At 36.1% G+C, this 19,823-nt stretch carries 19 protein-coding genes; 10 read left to right on the forward strand and 9 right to left on the reverse strand.

What is annotated here, in order from left to right:
- Window position 1: 1 nt before the first annotated feature.
- Both AACU95_RS06175 and AACU95_RS06180 read right to left on the reverse strand, forming a co-directional pair.
- Window positions 2-667: a hypothetical protein gene (locus AACU95_RS06175; protein ID WP_141192117.1), complete on the reverse strand. Its 666-nt coding sequence runs from the start codon at window positions 665-667 to the stop codon at window positions 2-4.
- Between the two features lie 246 nt (window positions 668-913).
- Window positions 914-1,423, reverse strand: coding sequence for a GNAT family N-acetyltransferase (locus tag AACU95_RS06180; protein WP_141192118.1), 510 nt, complete (start codon window positions 1,421-1,423; stop codon window positions 914-916).
- Between the two features lie 154 nt (window positions 1,424-1,577).
- On the opposite strand from AACU95_RS06180, the gene AACU95_RS06185 reads away from it, so the two are divergent.
- The 5 genes from AACU95_RS06185 (at window position 1,578) to AACU95_RS06205 (ending at window position 4,580) form a co-directional block, all read left to right on the forward strand.
- Window positions 1,578-2,069, forward strand: coding sequence for a hypothetical protein (locus AACU95_RS06185; protein ID WP_004242988.1), 492 nt, complete (start codon window positions 1,578-1,580; stop codon window positions 2,067-2,069).
- A 258-nt stretch (window positions 2,070-2,327) separates the two neighbouring features.
- Window positions 2,328-2,549, forward strand: a complete 222-nt coding sequence (osmB, locus tag AACU95_RS06190) for an osmotically-inducible lipoprotein OsmB (RefSeq protein ID WP_004248092.1) — start codon at window positions 2,328-2,330, stop codon at window positions 2,547-2,549.
- A 541-nt stretch (window positions 2,550-3,090) separates the two neighbouring features.
- On the forward strand, window positions 3,091-3,840 hold the full coding sequence (ydfG, locus tag AACU95_RS06195) for a bifunctional NADP-dependent 3-hydroxy acid dehydrogenase/3-hydroxypropionate dehydrogenase YdfG (protein ID WP_004242991.1): 750 nt from the start codon (window positions 3,091-3,093) through the stop codon (window positions 3,838-3,840).
- A 97-nt stretch (window positions 3,841-3,937) separates the two neighbouring features.
- A complete protein-coding gene (locus tag AACU95_RS06200; RefSeq protein ID WP_004242992.1) occupies window positions 3,938-4,294 on the forward strand; it encodes a DUF1283 family protein in 357 nt (118 codons plus the stop codon).
- A 49-nt stretch (window positions 4,295-4,343) separates the two neighbouring features.
- The gene (locus AACU95_RS06205) at window positions 4,344-4,580 is read left to right on the forward strand and encodes a DUF1161 domain-containing protein (protein WP_004242993.1); all 237 of its coding nucleotides are present in this window, start codon (window positions 4,344-4,346) and stop codon (window positions 4,578-4,580) included.
- Window positions 4,581-4,809: 229 nt separating this feature from the next.
- Here the strand turns inward: AACU95_RS06205 and bioD are convergent, their stop codons facing one another.
- The 3 genes from bioD to AACU95_RS06220 all read right to left on the reverse strand — a co-directional run bounded on the left by bioD (window position 4,810) and on the right by AACU95_RS06220 (window position 7,932).
- Window positions 4,810-5,481 (reverse strand): dethiobiotin synthase, encoded by a 672-nt coding sequence (bioD, locus tag AACU95_RS06210; protein WP_004242994.1) that lies wholly within the window; start codon window positions 5,479-5,481, stop codon window positions 4,810-4,812.
- A gap of 195 nt (window positions 5,482-5,676) precedes the next feature.
- Window positions 5,677-6,888, reverse strand: coding sequence for a sugar metabolism global transcriptional regulator Mlc (gene mlc / locus AACU95_RS06215; protein WP_004242997.1), 1,212 nt, complete (start codon window positions 6,886-6,888; stop codon window positions 5,677-5,679).
- 129 nt (window positions 6,889-7,017) lie between these two features.
- Window positions 7,018-7,932: a LysR family transcriptional regulator gene (locus AACU95_RS06220; protein WP_004242999.1), complete on the reverse strand. Its 915-nt coding sequence runs from the start codon at window positions 7,930-7,932 to the stop codon at window positions 7,018-7,020.
- A gap of 138 nt (window positions 7,933-8,070) precedes the next feature.
- Here AACU95_RS06220 and AACU95_RS06225 point away from each other — a divergent pair, with 138 nt between their 5' ends.
- Together AACU95_RS06225 and tus are read left to right on the forward strand one after the other, a co-directional pair.
- Window positions 8,071-9,336, forward strand: coding sequence for an MFS transporter (locus tag AACU95_RS06225; protein ID WP_004243000.1), 1,266 nt, complete (start codon window positions 8,071-8,073; stop codon window positions 9,334-9,336).
- A 472-nt stretch (window positions 9,337-9,808) separates the two neighbouring features.
- Window positions 9,809-10,738, forward strand: a complete 930-nt coding sequence (tus, locus tag AACU95_RS06230) for a DNA replication terminus site-binding protein (RefSeq protein ID WP_017628102.1) — start codon at window positions 9,809-9,811, stop codon at window positions 10,736-10,738.
- Window positions 10,739-10,812: 74 nt separating this feature from the next.
- On the opposite strand, the gene fumC is transcribed toward tus, so the two are convergent.
- On the reverse strand, window positions 10,813-12,210 hold the full coding sequence (gene fumC / locus AACU95_RS06235; protein ID WP_004243002.1) for a class II fumarate hydratase: 1,398 nt from the start codon (window positions 12,208-12,210) through the stop codon (window positions 10,813-10,815).
- A 574-nt stretch (window positions 12,211-12,784) separates the two neighbouring features.
- On the opposite strand from fumC, the gene AACU95_RS06240 reads away from it, so the two are divergent.
- Window positions 12,785-14,458 (forward strand): YdgA family protein, encoded by a 1,674-nt coding sequence (locus AACU95_RS06240; RefSeq protein WP_161737198.1) that lies wholly within the window; start codon window positions 12,785-12,787, stop codon window positions 14,456-14,458.
- An 81-nt stretch (window positions 14,459-14,539) separates the two neighbouring features.
- Here the strand turns inward: AACU95_RS06240 and AACU95_RS06245 are convergent, their stop codons facing one another.
- On the reverse strand, window positions 14,540-15,499 hold the full coding sequence (locus tag AACU95_RS06245) for a hypothetical protein (protein WP_012367949.1): 960 nt from the start codon (window positions 15,497-15,499) through the stop codon (window positions 14,540-14,542).
- Window positions 15,500-16,058: 559 nt separating this feature from the next.
- On the opposite strand from AACU95_RS06245, the gene add reads away from it, so the two are divergent.
- Window positions 16,059-17,060 carry an adenosine deaminase gene (add, locus tag AACU95_RS06250; RefSeq protein WP_161737199.1) on the forward strand — a complete coding sequence of 334 codons (1,002 nt, stop codon included), beginning with the start codon at window positions 16,059-16,061 and terminating at the stop codon, window positions 17,058-17,060.
- A 68-nt stretch (window positions 17,061-17,128) separates the two neighbouring features.
- Here add and AACU95_RS06255 read toward each other — a convergent pair whose 3' ends face one another.
- Entirely contained in the window at window positions 17,129-18,115 is a 987-nt protein-coding gene (locus AACU95_RS06255; RefSeq protein WP_004243014.1) for a bile acid:sodium symporter family protein, read from the reverse strand.
- 22 nt (window positions 18,116-18,137) lie between these two features.
- Window positions 18,138-19,181 carry an oxidoreductase gene (locus AACU95_RS06260; RefSeq protein WP_141192360.1) on the reverse strand — a complete coding sequence of 348 codons (1,044 nt, stop codon included), beginning with the start codon at window positions 19,179-19,181 and terminating at the stop codon, window positions 18,138-18,140.
- A gap of 132 nt (window positions 19,182-19,313) precedes the next feature.
- Here AACU95_RS06260 and AACU95_RS06265 point away from each other — a divergent pair, with 132 nt between their 5' ends.
- On the forward strand, window positions 19,314-19,781 hold the full coding sequence (locus tag AACU95_RS06265; RefSeq protein WP_004243016.1) for a DUF2569 family protein: 468 nt from the start codon (window positions 19,314-19,316) through the stop codon (window positions 19,779-19,781).
- Window positions 19,782-19,823: the final 42 nt, after the last annotated feature.

The raw sequence follows: 19,823 nt of genomic DNA on the forward strand, positions 1-19,823 counted from the left end.
GTTAATTAATGACTGTCCACACATTACCTCGAAGTATTAATATTTTTGTATTTTCTGCTTGAGGCTTTAAATCTTGCTGTAATTGCGGAAATGTTTCTTTAATGATCTTGTTGTTAACCCAAGGAGAAATATTTATAGCTTTATAGGTATAAGTAACTTCAACCTTCTTAAACGCTTCTTCAATCGGCGGATTTATTTTAACAATGCTTGTAACCTCATAATTACCAGCACAAAAATAACGACTTTTATCATTCTCTAAATATTTTTTACCTTCAGCTGTTGGACTATAGCGATAACCTATTATCTCTTCTTGGCTGTTTTTTATTACTTCTTTATCTAACAAATTAATGGATTCAAATGCATTAAAGTATTTTATATCATTCTTGAATTTTATTTCCATTTCATCTTCTGAAATAAATAATCCTGGTAATTCTTTTTTTACCTCAGCTGGAAAGGATTTTACACTATTGCTTGGAACAGGGTGAGGCACAATACAAAAAATTTGATAATACTTGTTAATTGCGGTCGTCAGATTTTTTAGTGTAAGTTCACTGCTTTCTTCATTGCAACCAGCTATTAATATTACATTAATAGCTAATAATTTAATATATCCTAGTTTTTTCATATTAATTGACCCAGTAGATAATTCTGCGGATTTGTCTTTCATTTAGTGGCCATCTAGGCGATCACTAAATGAAATAATAGAACGACTCATTACCTATTTCCAGTTGTAAATTTACACATTCCATTTTTTAGAAAAAAATTTAATCGCTAAGTAAATTTTTTTACACAAAAATCATCTGTAGGAAATTATCCAAGAGTAGTTGAAAAAAGCCGCAACGAATTAGCACCTCTAGCAGCTATTTTTACACCTATTTATACTATTTACACCATTTGTTACACCACTTGTGAATTATACAACTTCCCCATTTAATTCTAATATATTTACATTCCAATTTTGACTACCTAATTCACACACCATACCACCGTCATATATAAATTCTTTCTTCTCATTATTCTCAATAAAACGGGTGAGATTTTTCATCGGAATATATCCAGAGGAGAGATAATAAGCATGAGAAACAGCAAATAAAATAGAAAAATTAACAGAATATTCTTTCAGTATAGCATGAGCCATTTTTATTAATGATGCCGCAACGCCCTTTCCTCGGTATTTGTGAGCCACCACTACACAGCTCAATATACCAATGGTTTCAGGAAATGAATCTAGGTAAACATCTCGTAAATAAACAGCTACATGCCCGATAACCTGATTATCATCAATTGCCAGTACCAACTTGTAAGGTATATCAACCTGATAAAAATTACCCTTCATATCCTCAAAAGCTGAATTCTGTAAGGCTATTGCTTGCTCCAGAATTTGTTCACTAACATCTGACCAACTATAACATTCAATTCTCATTTGATTTCTCGCTCTTATAAAACCCTTTATTTATTAATGGAATAATGTTAAATAATATTAATTATTTATTCTATTGGTGACCTATTGTTTTTCATTTATACTCCCCTCCATTATAAACATATTTTTATAAAACACCTGTACAAATAGAGGACCAATGGAATATTTAAATACAAAAATTATTATCGGTAGTTCAATCATCGCTTTAGCAACACTGTATTTTGCTATTTATTTAATACTATATCTTATTAAATGCGTTAGGACTCAAACGCCTTTTACTTTAAGAAAAATATGGAAACAATGGTTATTGAGTAGTGTTATTGGTCTAATTGGTGCTTATATTGTACAACTTGGTGATAATCAAAGAAGAAGCGAATTTACCAAAGAAGAGGTTAGCTTTATGAATGAAAATAAAGCATATAGCCAATTTACCTCGGCAGACAAAGATCTCGCGTCAAAAATAACCCATAAATGTACTTACAATTCAGATGCTGTATTTGAACAATGTTTACCAAAAATACTGACTTGGGAAGCAAAAATTTATCAATCATATAATGCACATCGTAAAATTTCTGATAGTGAAGCGATAAAATATACAGAAGAAGAATTACGCGATAAGCATAATTACTGGATCAACAAAAAACGCTAACTACCCGTCTGATCCGTTAGATTTAATAGGCTTAGAATCTGTAAGTTATTTTAAGCCTATTCTTAATATCTCTCATTTTGTAATACAATGCTCATTTTATTAACTAACTTAATCAGATAGTTAGTTATTATTACTTTTTTAATGCTTTTTAATACGCATTTTAGGAGTATTGCACCCTATTCTTCCCGAATATTCTGATGCCAGTACGATTATGATAGCAGTAACTTTATAATGTTCTTTATACTGGAGCTTATAAAAATGAATATCACGTTTAAGAAAATTGGAACAATGTGTGTCGCTTCTGTTCTGCTTTTTTCACTTGCGGGTTGTTCAAGCATGACAAAACGCGATCGTAATACAGCAATTGGTGCCGGTGCTGGTGCTATAGGTGGTGCAATTTTAACAGATGGTAGTCCATTAGGAACCATTGGCGGCGGTGTATTAGGTGGTGTTATTGGCCATCAAGTTGGCAAAAAATAACTATTACCGTTATTTACTATGCTAAACTGAGCTTATAAATTTTTATAAGCTCAGATTCGAGCAATGACCTATATAGTAATCATAGTTACGAGTAAATGATGGTAAGAACGGCTCTATTGAAAATTAAAAATTTGATTATTTGGCTTTATCATCAGTTTAGCGATCTGCTCCATATCGCGGTGACTTTTGTACTCTGTTATTTTTGCTTTCTTTTATCTCCCACAGTTACCATTGCCGTTATAGGCGTCGTGATTATTGTTGTAACCATGTTTTTATTAAGCCTATTTGTTTTGCCCTAGCTTTTTTATGACACCTCTGTATTAAACCTTCTCTACTGTGACACGAAATAAAAACCCCCTTTCAACCCACTTTGATCAGTAGTGAAAAACGTATAACTCAGTGATGATTAAAGTTAAAAATCTTTTACATTGGCAAAGAACCTTATCTTTCCCCTGATTTATCTCAAAGCTGCATTTTTCAACTTGACTCTTGTTAACGTTCGCTTTTTACTTTCAAAGATTAAAACAATGAGGATAAGTAAATGATTATATTTATCACCGGTGCTTCAGCAGGTTTTGGAGAAGCTATTGCTCGTCACTTTATTAACCATGGACACAAAGTTATTGGTACCGCGAGACGTCTTGATAAACTGCAAGCTCTTCATCAAGAACTGGGCGATCTATTCTATCCTTTACAATTAGATGTCACCGATAAAAAAGCAGTCAGTGAAATTTATCATCAATTGCCAGAACAATGGCGCTCAATTGATGTATTAGTCAATAATGCAGGACTCGCTTTAGGGTTAAGTACCGCTGATAAAGCCAATCTTGATGATTGGGATACTATGATCGAAACTAATAATAAAGGTTTAGTGCATGTCACTCGTGCATTACTACCCTCAATGGTTGAACGCAATGTCGGGCATATTATTAATATCAGCTCAACAGCGGCTTCTTGGCCTTATATGGGGGGAAATGTGTATGGTGCAACCAAAGCCTTTGTTAAGCAATTTAGCCTAGGCTTACGTGCCGATCTTCAAGGTAAAAAAATACGTGTTACTGATATTGAACCCGGTCTTGTGGGTGGAACAGAGTTCTCATTAGTACGCTTTAAAGGTGATACCGATAAAGTAGAACAAACTTATGCAGGAGCAGATGCGCTTACTCCTGAAGATGTTGCACAGGCGGTTTTTTGGACGGCAACATTGCCTGCACATGTTAATATTAATACGCTTGAGATGATGCCCGTCAGTCAATCTTTTGCCGGATTAAGTGTGCACCGACAAAATTAAACGCACTGAAAACTCATTTTTTGTTAAGGGATCATATATACTTGTTGATATAAAATAGTCATTGTTCAGTGCTACATAATTTTAGAGGATAGCCATTATGATAAATACGTTAACTAAGAAACAAGCAACAAGGACTCTGCTATTTTCACTATTTCTTGGTTTATCCGTGTCTTCTTTTTCTTCTGTTGCAGCTTCAACAAATGTAACCATTAATGGCAATGGCTATGATAATGTTTTAGATAAAGAGCAAGCTCGACAAATGAAAGAAGATTGGGATCAAAAACGCGATCTCCGTAATAAAATCAACCAACGCGAAAAAACTGAGTTTAATAAAATAGATAAAGCTATTGATGAGCGTGATGCTTGTTTAAAAAGCGCCAATATCTATGCTTACTGGGAGCCAGAAACACGTCGCTGTTTAGACAGTAATACTGGTCGCCCAATTAACCCTTAATATAAATAAAACAATGATGTTTTAAAAATCAAGCAAGGAGAGAAATGTTATGAAAAAATATCTATTTGCAGTACTGGCTACATTGTTCGCATTTGCACCTTTAGCCGCAAATGCTGGATGTGATGAAGTCGTTCAAGATATTCAACAAAAAATTGAAAATAATGGTGTTCCTGCAGCTAACTTTACCCTAACAGTGGTTGAAAATGATCAAGTTGCACAGACTGAAGGTAAAGTTGTAGGTACTTGTGAAAATGATTCTAAAAAAATCATTTATACTCGCCATTAATCATTGATTTAATAGAATTAATAGCTAAAAAGGGTACTTTGTGTGCCCTTTTCTTTTTTAACCTAAATAGCGATTAGGCTATTAATATTTAGTATTCATTGTTAAATAAAAAAACACCCAATGAGTTAACCCATTAGGCGTTGATAAGTAATAAGTAAAACTAAATATTAATAGAAAATAAGTTATTGAATAGAAATAACTTATTGTTATTCTCTTTGATTGACCTTAACTAAGCGGGTTGAGCGATTTCTAACTGACTTAAGTCAAGATAACAAGAGAGATCACGTTCTTCAGGGCGTAATAAATACGGGATTTCACCAATCAATGGGGCTGGAATATGTTGAGATAACCTTTCTACAATTTTTGCATAGTGCGGTAACCCAGGATTAATTCTATTAGCCACCCAACCAACTAATTCTAAACCATCATTAATAATAGATTGCGCGGTTAGAATTGAGTGATTGACACAACCAGGTTGGATCCCAACCACTAGAACAACAGGAATTTTTTCTTTAGCCACCCAGTCTGAATAAAAAGTATTATCATCAAGTAAATAGCGCCAACCACCATTTCCCTCGATAACAACGCATTCAGCTTTTTGGCCCAAATTATTTAGTTCACTTGAAATTTGATGGAAGTCTATTGCATTTTCACTTACATAACAATTTTCTAGCAAAATAGGGTTAATTTCGTCGTAGCGAGCGTCAATAGGTGAGGAATTATGAATAATCTGAGCATCACGATTACGATTACCCTCAACCGTTTCATGTAATTCGGTTGCGATAGGCTTAAAGCCCACTGCTGTTGTCCCGCCACGATTTATTGACTGAAGAAGTGCTCGGGTGACAACAGTTTTACCTATGTTGGTATCTGTCCCCGTAACAAACAAGCGTGTTAACATATAATTTACTTCCGTTATGACAGATAAATCAGGTTTACGAAAAATGACAGAGATTAGAGTTTAGGGTAACACTGTTTATGGTGGCTTGAGTTAGCTCAATTTTTTAGTTAATTGAGTAAAAATAGGGTAATGTAAGTGATCAATTGGCCTACTTCTCTATGCATAATACTTTAATTATACTTTATTGTATTATTATTAGCCTTGCATTAACTCAAGTAATAATGAGCCATTATATAAGGCTTCTTTTACTAGTGATGCCGCTGGCAATGTGCCTTTATTGCGCAATTCTGTTTCTTCAATAACCAAGTTATGGGCATATCTAGGTAATACATGGTGTTGGATACTACTAAGGATCAGGGGGAAAAGTGCAGATTTTGCTCTACACAGAGGTGAACCTATTAATATTTTTTGAGGATTAAAAATATTGACCATCACGGCTAAAATAAAACCAAGTCGTTGCGCCACTAAATTAATGATGTCTAATGCTTGTTTATCACCAATTAATACAGCATCACATAGCGTTTCTACCGTAATCGGATATTGATTAAGTATTGAGGTGGGATTTTCTTGCGCCAAGTGCTGTGCTTTTTTAATTAACTGAGGGATCGATATTTCCGTTTCTAAACACCCTTTTGCACCACAATAACATTGCGTCTGTGAATCAATAACTTTTGTATGCCCTATTTCGACGGCACTATGGCTGTTTGAATGTAATGTCTTTCCATTAGTCACAACCCCTGCACCGACAATATCATCAATAACAATTTGCAGAATATCGGTGTTATTTTTGGCTGCACCATAGAGTGATTCAGCCATCGTCCAAGCCGTTACACTGTGTTGTAAGAAAACAGCAACACCTGTTTTTTCCTGAATTTTATCAGCCAGCGGGATATCTTGGATAGCATAGTAAGGAGAGCTATAAATAACGCCACTAATCGGATCAACAATTGCATTCATGGTAATACTAATTGCAGTAAGGCGCTCTACTCTTGATTGATAACGTTGAAAGAATGTATCTATTGCAGCAAGGAAATGATGCAAAAAAGCATCACTATTTTGTTTAGGAAAGTCGAAGGTATCTTCAACAACTAATTGATTATCAAGCTCTCTTAAACTAAAAAGTAGGCTACCATTATTTACTCGAATACATAAAAATTGCCACCCTTTGCTCTCTAACTTTAAACCAACAGCCGGCCGTCCTCGAAATCCTAACCCAGGAAATTCTGTTTCATGAATAAGGTGTGCTTCAACTAATTCTCGCGTAATTTTAGTAATACTGGCAGGCGCAAGTGTTGCTTTTTTAGATAATGAGATACGAGAAATAGGACCATGTTCATCAATTAATCGAAAAACAGTGCCAAGATTAAATTGTTTTACATGATCAATATGGCTAGGCGGGATCCCCATTTCATCTTATCCTTAATAAAAAAGCCGTAATTAATTCGAAGCTCTAAATAATTATTTTTCGATTATGTCGTCAGTTTGTGATAATTGTACAATAATTACATAAAAATCGTGATGGAAAGCACATATAAATCAAGATTTTTGATCTTCTAAGATATTTTTTAGCAATAATTGAGTCAACCTATTGGCCGCAGCGGGGATCGTTCGTTTGTTATGAGAAACTAACCATACTTCAGAGAAAGCATTCGAATTAGCAAAATGCAGATAATGCACACCATCAACTTTCATGCGGGTAAATGATTTTGTCACAATAGAAATCCCTAATCCGGCAGCAACAAGCCCCAAGATGGTCATCGCCTCTCCGGCTTCCTGTGCTATCGTTGGTGTAATTCCCGCAAGGCTAAGCAATTGAATAATTTCATCATAAAGCGCCGTTCCTACATCTCGCTCAAAAAATACAAAAGGATATTGCCCAATATCTTGAATATTTACGCCTGTTTCTTTGTATTCAAGTAAAGGATGCCCTTCATAAACTGCCAAAATAAAAGGTTCACGAAATAGGAGCTGGTGGTGCAAATTATCAGGTAACACCGTATTACGCATAATTCCCAAATCGATGTGGCCAGTTAATAATGGTGATATTTGCTGTTTAGTATTCATTTGATGCATATGAATACCGACTTCAGGATAATTTTCCCTAAATTGACGCAAACTTAACGTAACCAAATGCATAAAAGGTGTTGTTGAGGTAAAACCAATTGAAATTTCACCTAATTCTCCTTTTTCCATTCTTGATGCTCGTGTCGCTACCGCCTTAACTTGTGCCATAATTTGATAGGATCCTTTTAAAAACATTTGTCCTGCCGGGGTTAACGAAACAGAACGATTGGTTCTTTCGAGTAAACGAGCCCCTATCTCACTTTCTAAGGCTTGTATTTGCTGACTTAAAGGAGGTTGGGAAATATTTAATCTCTCAGCTGCCTTACCAAAATGTAATTCTTCAGCAACAGCAATAAAATAACGTAAATGGCGAAGTTCTATATTCATAATTTGTATTATTCGTTGATGTAAATGCCTATTGATACTTTAAAAGTCTTATTGCTAATTATTAATATATTAGACAAAAAAATCAAATGTTTCTAACATTGATATAAATCAAATTTAAGTATTGGATAGCCACTTTTTATGGACACTCATGAAATAAGCAGTAAAAACATGGCCCTAAAAGAAGATGTTTCTATCAACACCACTTCTAAACCAAACAGTCCGAAACACTATATCCAGCGTGATGACGCGCTTTATATAAAAGTGACAGTGTCATTTTTTATGGTTGGTTTAGCCACTTTTGCATTACTCTACTTTGTGCAACCTATCTTACCTATCCTATCAAAAGAATTTTCAGTCACCCCAGCAACCAGTAGTCTTGCTTTATCGCTTTCTACAGGTCTTATGGCTTGTGGTCTATTGATTACAGGGCCTCTTTCTGATGCGTTTGGTCGAAAAAATGTGATGGTTATTGCGCTATTTTGTGCGGCTTTTTTCACACTATTAAGTGCCATGATGAATAGCTGGACGGGGATTTTAATTACACGAGCACTCGTAGGACTATCACTTAGTGGTGTTGCAGCCGTTGCGATGACCTACCTTAGCGAAGAGATCCATCCTGCTTATCTAGCCTTATCGATGGGGCTTTATATTAGCGGTAACTCTATTGGTGGTATGAGTGGCCGTGTTATTACTGGTGTTTTGAGTGATTATTACTCTTGGCGTGTGTCTGTGATTATTTTAGGTATTTTTGCCCTTGTTGCTGCTATCATTTTTTGGCGAATATTGCCGACATCACAACATTTTAGGCCAGCAACCTTAAAACCACGTAATCTTCTTATCACAACTAAATTGCATTTTAGAGATAAAGGACTCCCTCTTCTTTTTATTGAAGGTGGCTTGTTAATGGGAGGATTTGTAACCTTATTTAATTATATTGGTTATCGCCTATTAGATGCACCTTATTCATTAACTCAAACAACCGTTGGTTTAATTTCAATTGTTTATTTGAGTGGAACTTATAGTGCATCGAAAGCAGGCTTATTAACCAATAAATATGGATTAGGTAAAGTGTTTATTGCCGGTGTTTCTATGATGCTAGCGGGTATATTAATTACACTATTTGACTCTCTAGCAATTATTTTTATAGGTATGCTTATTTTAACTACGGGTTTTTTTGCTGCCCATGCGGTAGCAAGTAGTTGGGTTGGACGTCGAGCTAAACGAGGACGTGCGCAGGCCTCTTCTCTTTATCTATTTACCTATTATGCAGGCTCGAGTATTGCGGGAACACTAGGTGGGATCTTCTGGGTCAATTTTGGTTGGCTTGGTGTTGGTTTGTTTATTGCTTTTTTAATGTTAACCGCACTATTAATCGCACTGCGCCTTAATCGAATAGCACAATAAAAAGTCATAATTTTCTGTCTGTTAATTTATAAAAACCTATTGATAATAAAGAAAATTGTGACTTTACTTTGCTTTTTTTAGTATGGAGTCTCTATTTTGAAAAGGACAACAACCATGACTTTAATAAAATTACCAATAATACTAGCAACACTATTATTTGCATCTATATCTGTTGCCACAGTAGACAACTGTCCACCGACTAAGCCAGATTGTGTAGACGAATATACAGCTTTTCATTACCCTCCTGAAGAAGATTAAAAATAAAACCAAGCTAGCTTAAAAAAACCGCATATAACGATATTTAAGAAAAATATCATCAACAAAGTGCCCTTTTATCGCTATACTGTATAAATAAACAGTATAGCGTGATTTTTTAATTTTCACCCTACTAGACGATATACATTCCACTGAAGTTTATGTATTGTTTTTAATAACGGCTAATTGTATGTTGTAACTAAATAAGGTTATAGAGATGAGCAAATATGATGCAATACAGCGATTTAATCTCTGTTTTCAACAACTTGAAACAGAAATCAATGCTCTTACCGATTTTCTTCGTCAGTTAAAGCAACTTCCTTCTGCGGTTTTTGAATTACCTGAGGTAAGTAAAGAAGATGAACATGATGAGATAACAAATGTTACAGTGTCACCTAGTTATGATCTTGATGCTTTAGAACTCTCTTTAAAATTAATGACCAATCTCTTTATCTATGATAATGCCCCACATGTCAGTAGCAAGCGTGCGATACGTTTACCGGGGGTACTCTGTTTTAGTGTCAGCAATCCTGTATTTAAGAATGTAAAAACACAAGTAGAGAGCATTAATTCATTAAAAAAACAGCTTTCAGATATTGTGACGAAAGAGTCTGGTATTTCGAAAGAAGAACGTTTTGATTTTGTCCATAATCAGCTAAAAGGCTTAATTACACTTAATGCTTATCGCACCCTCACCCTACTTTCTGATCCTGATACAGTACGTTTTGGCTGGGCCAATAAAAACATTATAAAAAACTTAACTCGTAATGATGTGTTAGCTCAGCTAGAAAAAAGTCGAGAAGCCAATCGCGCCGTACCTCCTTATACTAGTGAACAATGGGCTGAACGTATCGATAAAGAGATAATGACCCTTTCACAACTCCCGGAAAATGCCAAATTAAAAATTAAGCGTCCAGTGAAAGTCCAACCTATTGCCAGAGTTTGGTATTCGGAGCAACAAAAACAGGTACAATATGCTTGTCCCCTACCATTATTAGCTTTCTATATTGATAAAGAGTCAGACTTTAAGCCCATAATAGGTGAATTAGCTGATTATGATGTGAATAATATTCAAATTCGCCATCGCCCTAAAGCCAAAAAGTTACAATTAATTATTCCACGCTTACATTTATATCTTGAAAAATAAGCAATAGAAAAAAATCCCGCTATCTGGGATAGCGGGATCCAATATTGTACTAGATAAAATAAGCGTATAATTGCTTATTTTTTCATACTACCAACCATATCTTCTGGACGTACCCAGCTATCAAATTCTTCTGCTGTCAGGTAGTTCAGTTTCAGTGCAGATTCTTTCAGCGTTAAGCCCTCTTTATGAGCTTTCTTCGCGATCTCTGCAGCTTTGTCATAACCGATATGGGTATTTAATGCCGTAACCAGCATTAAAGACTCATGTAATAATTTATTAATACGCTCACGGTTTGGTTCAATACCAATAGCACAATGCTCGTTAAAGCTACGCATACCATCAGCCAATAAACGCACTGATTGTAGGAAGTTATCAATAATCATTGGGCGATATACGTTCAGTTCAAAGTTACCTGAAGCACCACCGATATTGATAGCAACATCATTACCCATAACTTGAGCGCACAGCATGGTTAACGCTTCACACTGAGTTGGGTTCACTTTACCTGGCATAATGGAGCTACCTGGCTCATTTTCTGGAATAGAAATTTCGCCAATACCGCAACGAGGGCCAGATGCTAACCAACGTACATCATTAGCTATTTTCATTAATGAGGCAGCTAAACCTTTTAACGCACCATGAGAATGAACCAGTGCATCACAGGTTGCTAATGCTTCAAATTTGTTAGGAGCCGTGACAAATGGCTGACCTGATAATTCAGCGATACGTTTAGCAACGCGAACTGCGTACTCAGGATGTGTATTTAATCCTGTACCAACCGCCGTTCCTCCCAACGCAAGCTCACACACATGAGGAACTGAATCTTCGATATGTTTGATATTATGCTCAAGCATCGCCGCCCAACCGGAGATTTCTTGACCTAATGTAAGTGGTGTCGCATCTTGCAGGTGAGTACGACCAATCTTGACGATATCATGGAAAGCTTCTGCTTTCTCTTTAAATACTTTCAGTAATGATTTTAATTCCGGCAGTAAATCCTGACGTAATGCGATAACAGCAGCGACATGCATGGCCGTTGGGAACACATCATTTGAACTTTGACTTTTGTTAACATCATCATTCGGATGAATTTTGCGTTCCATGCCACGGATACCACCTAGTATCTCACTACCACGGTTAGCTAACACTTCATTCATATTCATATTTGATTGAGTGCCAGAACCGGTCTGCCAGATTGCTAATGGGAATTCAGTTGGGTGTTTACCTGCCAGCACTTCATCAGCAGCAGCAATAATTGCATCTGCACGTTCTTTAGGTAATAACCCGAGATCCATATTGACACCGGCGGCGGCTTTTTTGGTTAAAGCAAGCGCGTGGATCAGTGCAACAGGCATTTTTTCTACTGAAATACGGAAGTGTTCTAGAGAACGCTGCGTTTGAGCTCCCCATAACTGGTCAGCTGGTACTTCGATTTGTCCCATTGAGTCTTTTTCAATGCGAGTGGCTGCCATTTCAATCTCCTTAAGTACACAGAATAATTGATTAGTTCCGAATTACTTTCTAGTAAATAACTCGGATACAGCTATCATGCCATAAATAGAATAATAAATATGAGAGCTAAAGCGAGCTTATGAAATTTATAACAGAATGAAATTGGTTGATTTTTCTGATTAAATGAGGTTGGCTCACGATAATATTGGTGTTTTTGCTCTCTATTTATAACCATATTAATTACAAGCTTTTATTCTGTATCATAAATACAAATATGGCTTAAATAAATATACTTTTAATCCAAAAAAGACCAAAAAACGACATTTTTATCTTTAATTGCCTTATTTAAGTTATCTATAATTATTTCTCTTTAAACTCATTGTGTTAGCTTATAACTAAGTAAGTTCTGATTGCGTTCTTATTTCACTAAATCTATATTTACAGAGAATATAGATAGCAATTAATATACGCTAATTATCTATATTCATATTCAGAGTATTGATAACCAAAACCAATTTGTTGGATTGTTTAAGGGTAGCAAAACAATCTTAAGAACGTATGCTACGAAGCATACACAGAGGATGGACTAGAATTATGAAGAAATCGCTTGTCGCTGTTGGTGTTATTGTTGCACTAGGTGTTGTTTGGACCGGTGCATCATGGTACATGGGCAGTAAAATTGAAAGCCGCTTACAGGAAGAAACCAAACGCACTAACGTTCAATTAGCGCAACTCGCTAAAGAAAGCCAATTAGGTGCGGATATTAAACTTGAAATTCGTGACTATAAGAAAGGCGTCTTTACTTCTACTGCTGATCTTGCGGTTGTGATTTCAGAGCATGCCAAATCAGATGAAGATAAAAAAGTAGAAGAAGTGCTCTTTAAGACGGATATTGACCATGGGCCATTCCCTCTTTCTGATATTGCTCAATTTAATCTAGCTCCTAAGTTAGCAGCAATGAATAATACTTTAGTGAATAATGAGACCACTAAAGATCTATTTAAGTTGACCAAAGAGCCATCATTTATTGATATGCACTCTTCTTTATCGTTTGATGGCAGTGTATCAGGTAAAGTTAACATAAATCCTATTAATTACAGCAAAGAAGGTAGCCAGTTAACAACATCTGCGTTTCAGATTGATTTTTCTTCCGATAAAAATGCAACAAACATCTCAACAGCCGTAAAAGGTGATGAAGTCATTGTTAAGAAAGGTAATGATGAAACCTTTACGCTGAAAAATATTGCAGGCTCTGTCGAAGGAACTAAAGTTAAAGACGATCAATATCTATTTGATACACAAACACTGAACTTTGGCGATATTACCTTTACGAGCCAAGATAAGTCATCTAATTTCACTTTAAAAGATACTTCTCTTGCTACTAAGAGCCAAATTAAAGATAAATTATTCTTTATCACTCAAGATTATAGTTTTAAATCTCTTAATGTTGGTGGTTTTGATTTTGGTGCGGGTAAATTTGCTTACTCAATTGATAAAGCAGACCCAGATGCGATGTTGCTATTAACAAAAGTTTATAACAGCACCTTCTTACCTTGGAATCAAAATAAATACGATAATTCAGCGATGATTGAGCAAGCTGTACGTGATGTTTTGGAAAAAGGTTTAGTATTCCGTATTGATGAAGCATCGCTTACCAATAGCAGTGGCGCAAGCAAGCTAAACTTTAAGTTAGATTTAAATGCGTTCAATGCTGATGCACTGAAAAAAGAAGACAAGGCGCCGTCAGTTCTGTTTAATGAATTGTTCAATAATATCGATTTTAATATCGATCTTTCTGTACCAATGCTAACGGAGTTCCGTAGTACCACACAATACCTTGATGTTATGCGTTATTCTGAAAAAGGCTTAACAGACGAAGATAAAGCTGAAATTCAGAAAACAACCGCTAACGACATGGCACAGTTAAAAACTGAATTACAGCAAAATATCAATCAAATTTCTCAAGACGAGAAAGATGCTCTGCCATTGATGCTGTTATCACAAGACGGTAATAAACTGTCTTTAAACCTGAACTATGCTGCTGATAAATTTACTATGAACGGTAAAACTTACAGCTTTGATGAGTTTATGGAAGTAACACAAGCCCCTCAAATGTTAGGTTTAGCGGCGATGTTATTCGGTGCGGGTACTTCTTCTTATGATTATGATGACTCTGATTATCCTGAATATTCAGAAGAGCCAGATCAAAATGATGCAATAGAAGAGCCACAAATTGAGATCCCAGCAGCACCTGCTGAAAACAATTAATTTTAGTCACTGATAACATACAGTCACTAATCAATAAAGCCCCCTATCACCATTCTTATGATAAGGGGCTTTTTATTGTTATTAACAATCACAATGAGGCTTAAACACTTCGCGTGTGCCCCAATCTTCTTTACAACATGAATCAATCGCTTTATGCATTATTTCTGCAAGGGTATTAACTGTTGATATAATAGTAGAGAGCTCTTCACAAACATGACGACACGTTGAATTATCTTTATTCAGATCAGGAAGTTTAGGTAATGTTAAACTGTCACATAGAATTTCTTGCAGAACTAAAGAAAAATTAGCGATACCTGTTGTGTATATATAAGAGCGTCCTCCCGTCATCTGCGCTAAGCGCACATACTCTTTCGTGATGTTATCTCTATCAGCAATAGTAGGAAAGCGATCCACATTAGAGGGATCATCATTAGGCGTTCCCTGATAAGTATATACTTTTACTTTTTCGCTTCTAGCAACCACTATTGCCTCATTGTTTTTAAGCACAGCGGCTTGTGTTAATACACCTCCGCCACCTTCCATACCTTCATCACCTAAGACAAAAATTGCACGACGAGCGCCATCTCGCCAATCGAAATATTTACACACATCAATGACGGCTCGGCATAAATCTTCTTTATTTCCAGCATGATCTCGTCCATCAGCCTCTTTAAATGGCGCTCTTGCTTGTAATTTGTGAGCAGATACACCTTGTGTCATTAAATAGTCAGTCACTGAGCGATCGAACTTAGTATTATCCCACGTACCTTCTATTCCTAAAAAAGTGACTCTTAAACTTGATGGGCAACGTCCTAATGCCTTTTGAACAGCATCATCTATTTGTTGACTTAAATCAGAAGATTCATCAGCCATTGAGCCACTTGTATCTATTACCACAACTAAATCTAAAGCAACATTGCCATCTCCTGTCTCCATTTGTGAACTTAAAGTAGGGTTAGCAGATGGTGGCGGAATTATTGGTTTAGCTATTTGTTTATTACTATCATTATTTATTAAACTATTATTTGATTTTCCATTCATATTCTCGCTCCAATATATGCAATATTAAAAATAAAGTGATTAGCCTTTTTCTAGCAAGAATATATTATGATTTTATTTTGTTTATTCACTTCCTTATTAAATATAATAGATTTGTTATTTTTTAATATCCCAATATTATTAACAATAATTAATAAAACAATCACTTTATTTATAATTAGATAATCAGCCATTTCGCTAATAGACATTCTTAATTCTTACTAACACCTATCAGTATATCTGATAGCTTATATCAAAAACTATGATATGTTTGTTTTTAAAGGAAAAATTACATTTTCAGCCAAGTTGATAAGAAGCATCAACTATACTGAAAAATAAAGATAATAAATGTACAGCATTAATTTAAAAATAATTTTTATCGTCGGAAAATACAAAAAAAATGCCTCTTTATGTATTAAAAATAAACAACTTTAGTTTAATTTATAGTGAATCAATTGAAAATCATTCATAATAATAGGCAATTTATTACTTTATTCCCCTTAAAAGAAAGTCACCATAACAAGTGGATTTTCATTATTATTATTAAAAAGGAAAATAACACGTGATTGACACACAGTTGCCTTTAACCGATTTGCACCGCCATTTAGATGGAAATATCCGTCCGGAAACAATTTTAGATTTAGCACAACAACATAATATTGCCCTACCTGCCTATGAGCTAGAAACATTGCGCCCACATGTGCAGATAACTAAAAATGAGCCTAGCTTAGTGAGCTTCTTACAAAAGTTAGATTGGGGCGTTGCTGTACTCGCCGATTTAGACGCTTGTCGCCGTGTTGCTTATGAGAACGTCGTCGATGTTGCTAATGCAGGTATTGATTACGCAGAATTACGCTTTTCACCTTACTATATGGCCATGAAGCATCAATTACCGATTGAAGGTGTTGTTGAAGCAATTATTGATGGTGTACAAAGTGTCTTACACACTTATGATGTTGAGATCCGTTTAATCGGCATCTTAAGCCGTACTTTTGGTGAAAATGCCTGCCAGCAAGAATTAAATGGTCTATTAAAACATCAAGATAAAATCACCGCACTTGATTTAGCTGGCGATGAATTAGGTTTCCCTGGGCATTTATTCCAGCCTCACTTTAATCGTGCTCGTGATACAGGCTGGAAGATCACCGTTCATGCAGGTGAAGCAGCTGGTGCTGAAAGTATTTGGCACGCGATTAAAGAATTAGGGGCAAGTCGTATTGGTCACGGTGTTAAAGCCATTGAAGATCCCCGTTTGATGGATTATCTCGCAGAGCACCAAATTGGTATTGAATCTTGCTTAACCTCAAATATTCAAACCAGTACTATTGCCTCTTTAGCACAACATCCTCTTAAGAAGTTCTTAGAGCACGGTATTATCGCCTCGCTCAATACTGACGATCCGGCCGTGGAAGGTATTGAGTTAAAACATGAGTATACTGTTGCTGCTCCAGCGGCGGGTTTAACTGCAGCACAAATTCGCCAAGCACAAATTAATGGTCTTACTATGGCTTTTATTAGCCAAGCTGAACGTGATGCATTAATTAAAAAAGTGAGTTTAGGTTAATATTAACGAAAAAATACCGCCTTATTGCTAAGGCGGTATTTTTATCTTTTGCTCTATTTTTACAGTGACTACTGATGGTGTTTTTTAGCTTGATTGGCATAACGCTGAGCTAATATGGCACAAACCATTAATTGAATTTGATGAAATAGCATCAGCGGTAATAGCATGATCCCCACCGTTGCTGCGGGAAATAGTACATTTGCCATGGGAACCCCATTCGCCAAGCTCTTTTTCGAGCCACAAAATACAATCGTGATTTCATCAGCTTTATTAAAGCCAAGCCATCTTGCACTATAAATATTAATAACAAGTACAATAGCCAGTAATACACAACTGACAATGGTGATAGTCAATAACGACCAACCGTCAATTTTATGCCAAATACCTTCAACGACGGCTTCACTAAATGCAACATAAACCACCAGCAAAATAGAAGAGCGATCGGTTCTATTCACTAACATCTTATGATTATCAACCCAACGGCCAATTAATGGACGAGATAAATGACCGATAATAAAAGGCACCATCAGTTGTAATAAAATAGATTGTATCGCCCCCGCAGTATCAAAATGCTCAGCAGAGCCTTGTGTTTCCATTAAAAAACCCACCAGCACAGGGGATAAAAATACCCCTAAAATGCTTGATGCTGATGCACTACAGATTGCCGCTGCTACATTACCACCGGCAACAGAAGTAAAGGCAATAGCGGATTGTACTGTCGCAGGTAAAGCACAAAGATATAAAAATCCCATATAAACGGTAGGTGACATCCAGTCAGGTACCATAAACTGTAGTCCCAACCCTAGTAATGGGAATAAAACAAAAGTACTGGCAAAAACCACTAAATGTAAGCGCCAATGACCAAGTCCTGACAATATCGCTTCTCTAGAAAGCTTTGCCCCATGCAAAAAAAACAATAAGGCGATCGCTGCCGTAGTGAGATGTTGAAAGATGACTTTTATCTCACCTTGCGCAGGTAATAATGTTGCGAGTATGACCACCAAGATCATAATCATTAAAAAAGAGTCAATTTTTAGCTTTTGCCACCAAGACATGGTTTTCGTCACTCCCTAATGTTTACAGCTTAATTGTGGTTTTTGATTGATTTGAAAGGCTCCCGGCTTCAATTAAACGCATAACATTAATGGCCTGTGACACAGTAACAGGACTCTCTTCACCAAATGCAATCGCACGATAAATTTGCTGATAATAAGCGGGATAATTACCTGATAGAGTCGGTAACTTTGTTGTTACTAATTCACCACTCTCTGTCGATAATGTTAATTCACCCTCTTGAGGATCAGCCCCCCAGTTATACATTTCAGTCGGAAGATAACCCGTTTTTAATGCATCTTCTTGGGTATCTAAACCATATTTTACATAACTGCCTTTGGTCCCATGAATAGCAAAAATAGGCGTAGGTGAGGCAACCAACATAGAGGCATGTAAAATAACTTTCAGATGACCATAGTCTAATAGTGTATGAAAGTAGTCAGCATTTTTAGCATTAGGGCGCAACTGAGCAATATCAGCAGTGATTGCATAAGGTTGACCAAAAAGACATACCGCTTGGTCTAGTAAATGAGGGGCCAGATCGTACCAAAGTCCTCCACCAAGTCCGGCATCTTCACGCCAACGTTGGCGCACAGCGGGTCTAAAACGATCGAAATGCGCTTCATAGGCACTGACTTCACCTAATGTTTTATCGGCGAGTAATTTTTGAACGGTAAGAAAACCGGCATCCCAACGACGATTATGAAAAACTGAGAGTAATCTCTTAGCTTCTTTCGCTTGTTGTGCCAATTTTTCTGCTTCATCGAGTGTCAAAGTAAAAGGTTTATCGACAACAACATGTTTACCGTTTTTTAAGGCTTGTGAGGCGTAGGTATAGTGAGTGTTATTAGGTGTTGGAATAACAATTAAATCGATGTCTGGATCATCAATCAGTCGTTGTGGGTTGGCATACACCGTAATATTAGGAAAATCAGCGATAACTTTACTTTCATCAGAGCTTGAAATGGCTGATAGTGTTAACCCCTCAGTGGTACTGATCAGGGGAGCATGAAAGGTTTTACTTGCATAACCATAGCCTATAATCCCCACGTTTAAATTTTTTGTCATAACCCTATCCCGCTTTTATCTTTTTATTCTATAAATGAAAAATGACTTTCACTTCTACAGCTAAATAAATAATAACAAAGTTTGTGATAATATCTCGTTTAGAACTTAGTATAATAGTAGGATCTTTGATTAATGAAATTAAAACCTCAGACAAACGTTTTGCCCGAGCAATCCCCTAAAGCCCCTATTACGGGTTGGTTACTTGCCCCTTTGGCTTATTTGCTGTTGTCGATAGTGGGCTTAGGTTTAATGTCTGTTTTATATTTAATACGATATTTTTCAGATTTTTCGATTATCCACCAGCTACCTTTTCATGTGGTATCAAGCTGGTATCTTTCCGTGTTAACAACATGGGCGATGTTTGCATTTACCGCTTATTTATTAAGACAGTTCTTTTACCGCGCTAAAAATTTTCCTCGTTTATTTATTATTTGGTTATTAATTAACTTATTGTTGGCGATAAAAAGTTTCGGTTTTGCCCCTGTTGATGATCAAACCGCGGTTAAGTCACTATTATGGGCCGTTATGGCAACTGTCTGCTTTGTGCCTTATATCAAATATGCTAAGCGTGTCCGTGAAACTTTCACACAAGATCGATAACTTCATACATTTCAGCTTGATATTATACTCGCCCGTTTAGCC

Source organism: Proteus sp. G4415, from assembly GCF_963896075.1.
Classification (GTDB): Bacteria; Pseudomonadota; Gammaproteobacteria; order Enterobacterales; family Enterobacteriaceae; genus Proteus; species Proteus mirabilis.

Excerpts from the sequence above, each read along its gene's own strand:
- AACU95_RS06245 (WP_012367949.1), bottom strand. The coding sequence starts at position 15,499 with ATGAATGGAAAATCAAATAATAGTTTAATAAATAATGATAGTAATAAA.
- AACU95_RS06255 (WP_004243014.1), bottom strand. The coding sequence starts at position 18,115 with ATGTCTTGGTGGCAAAAGCTAAAAATTGACTCTTTTTTAATGATTATG.
- AACU95_RS06200 (WP_004242992.1), top strand. The coding sequence starts at position 3,938 with ATGATAAATACGTTAACTAAGAAACAAGCAACAAGGACTCTGCTATTT.
- AACU95_RS06225 (WP_004243000.1), top strand. The coding sequence starts at position 8,071 with ATGGACACTCATGAAATAAGCAGTAAAAACATGGCCCTAAAAGAAGAT.
- AACU95_RS06185 (WP_004242988.1), top strand. The coding sequence starts at position 1,578 with ATGGAATATTTAAATACAAAAATTATTATCGGTAGTTCAATCATCGCT.
- ydfG (WP_004242991.1), top strand. The coding sequence starts at position 3,091 with ATGATTATATTTATCACCGGTGCTTCAGCAGGTTTTGGAGAAGCTATT.
- fumC (WP_004243002.1), bottom strand. The coding sequence starts at position 12,210 with ATGGCAGCCACTCGCATTGAAAAAGACTCAATGGGACAAATCGAAGTA.
- AACU95_RS06175 (WP_141192117.1), bottom strand. The coding sequence starts at position 667 with ATGAAAGACAAATCCGCAGAATTATCTACTGGGTCAATTAATATGAAA.
- AACU95_RS06240 (WP_161737198.1), top strand. The coding sequence starts at position 12,785 with ATGAAGAAATCGCTTGTCGCTGTTGGTGTTATTGTTGCACTAGGTGTT.
- mlc (WP_004242997.1), bottom strand. The coding sequence starts at position 6,888 with ATGGGGATCCCGCCTAGCCATATTGATCATGTAAAACAATTTAATCTT.
- bioD (WP_004242994.1), bottom strand. The coding sequence starts at position 5,481 with ATGTTAACACGCTTGTTTGTTACGGGGACAGATACCAACATAGGTAAA.
- AACU95_RS06265 (WP_004243016.1), top strand. The coding sequence starts at position 19,314 with ATGAAATTAAAACCTCAGACAAACGTTTTGCCCGAGCAATCCCCTAAA.
- AACU95_RS06220 (WP_004242999.1), bottom strand. The coding sequence starts at position 7,932 with ATGAATATAGAACTTCGCCATTTACGTTATTTTATTGCTGTTGCTGAA.
- osmB (WP_004248092.1), top strand. The coding sequence starts at position 2,328 with ATGAATATCACGTTTAAGAAAATTGGAACAATGTGTGTCGCTTCTGTT.
- AACU95_RS06180 (WP_141192118.1), bottom strand. The coding sequence starts at position 1,423 with ATGAGAATTGAATGTTATAGTTGGTCAGATGTTAGTGAACAAATTCTG.
- AACU95_RS06260 (WP_141192360.1), bottom strand. The coding sequence starts at position 19,181 with ATGACAAAAAATTTAAACGTGGGGATTATAGGCTATGGTTATGCAAGT.
- AACU95_RS06205 (WP_004242993.1), top strand. The coding sequence starts at position 4,344 with ATGAAAAAATATCTATTTGCAGTACTGGCTACATTGTTCGCATTTGCA.
- tus (WP_017628102.1), top strand. The coding sequence starts at position 9,809 with ATGAGCAAATATGATGCAATACAGCGATTTAATCTCTGTTTTCAACAA.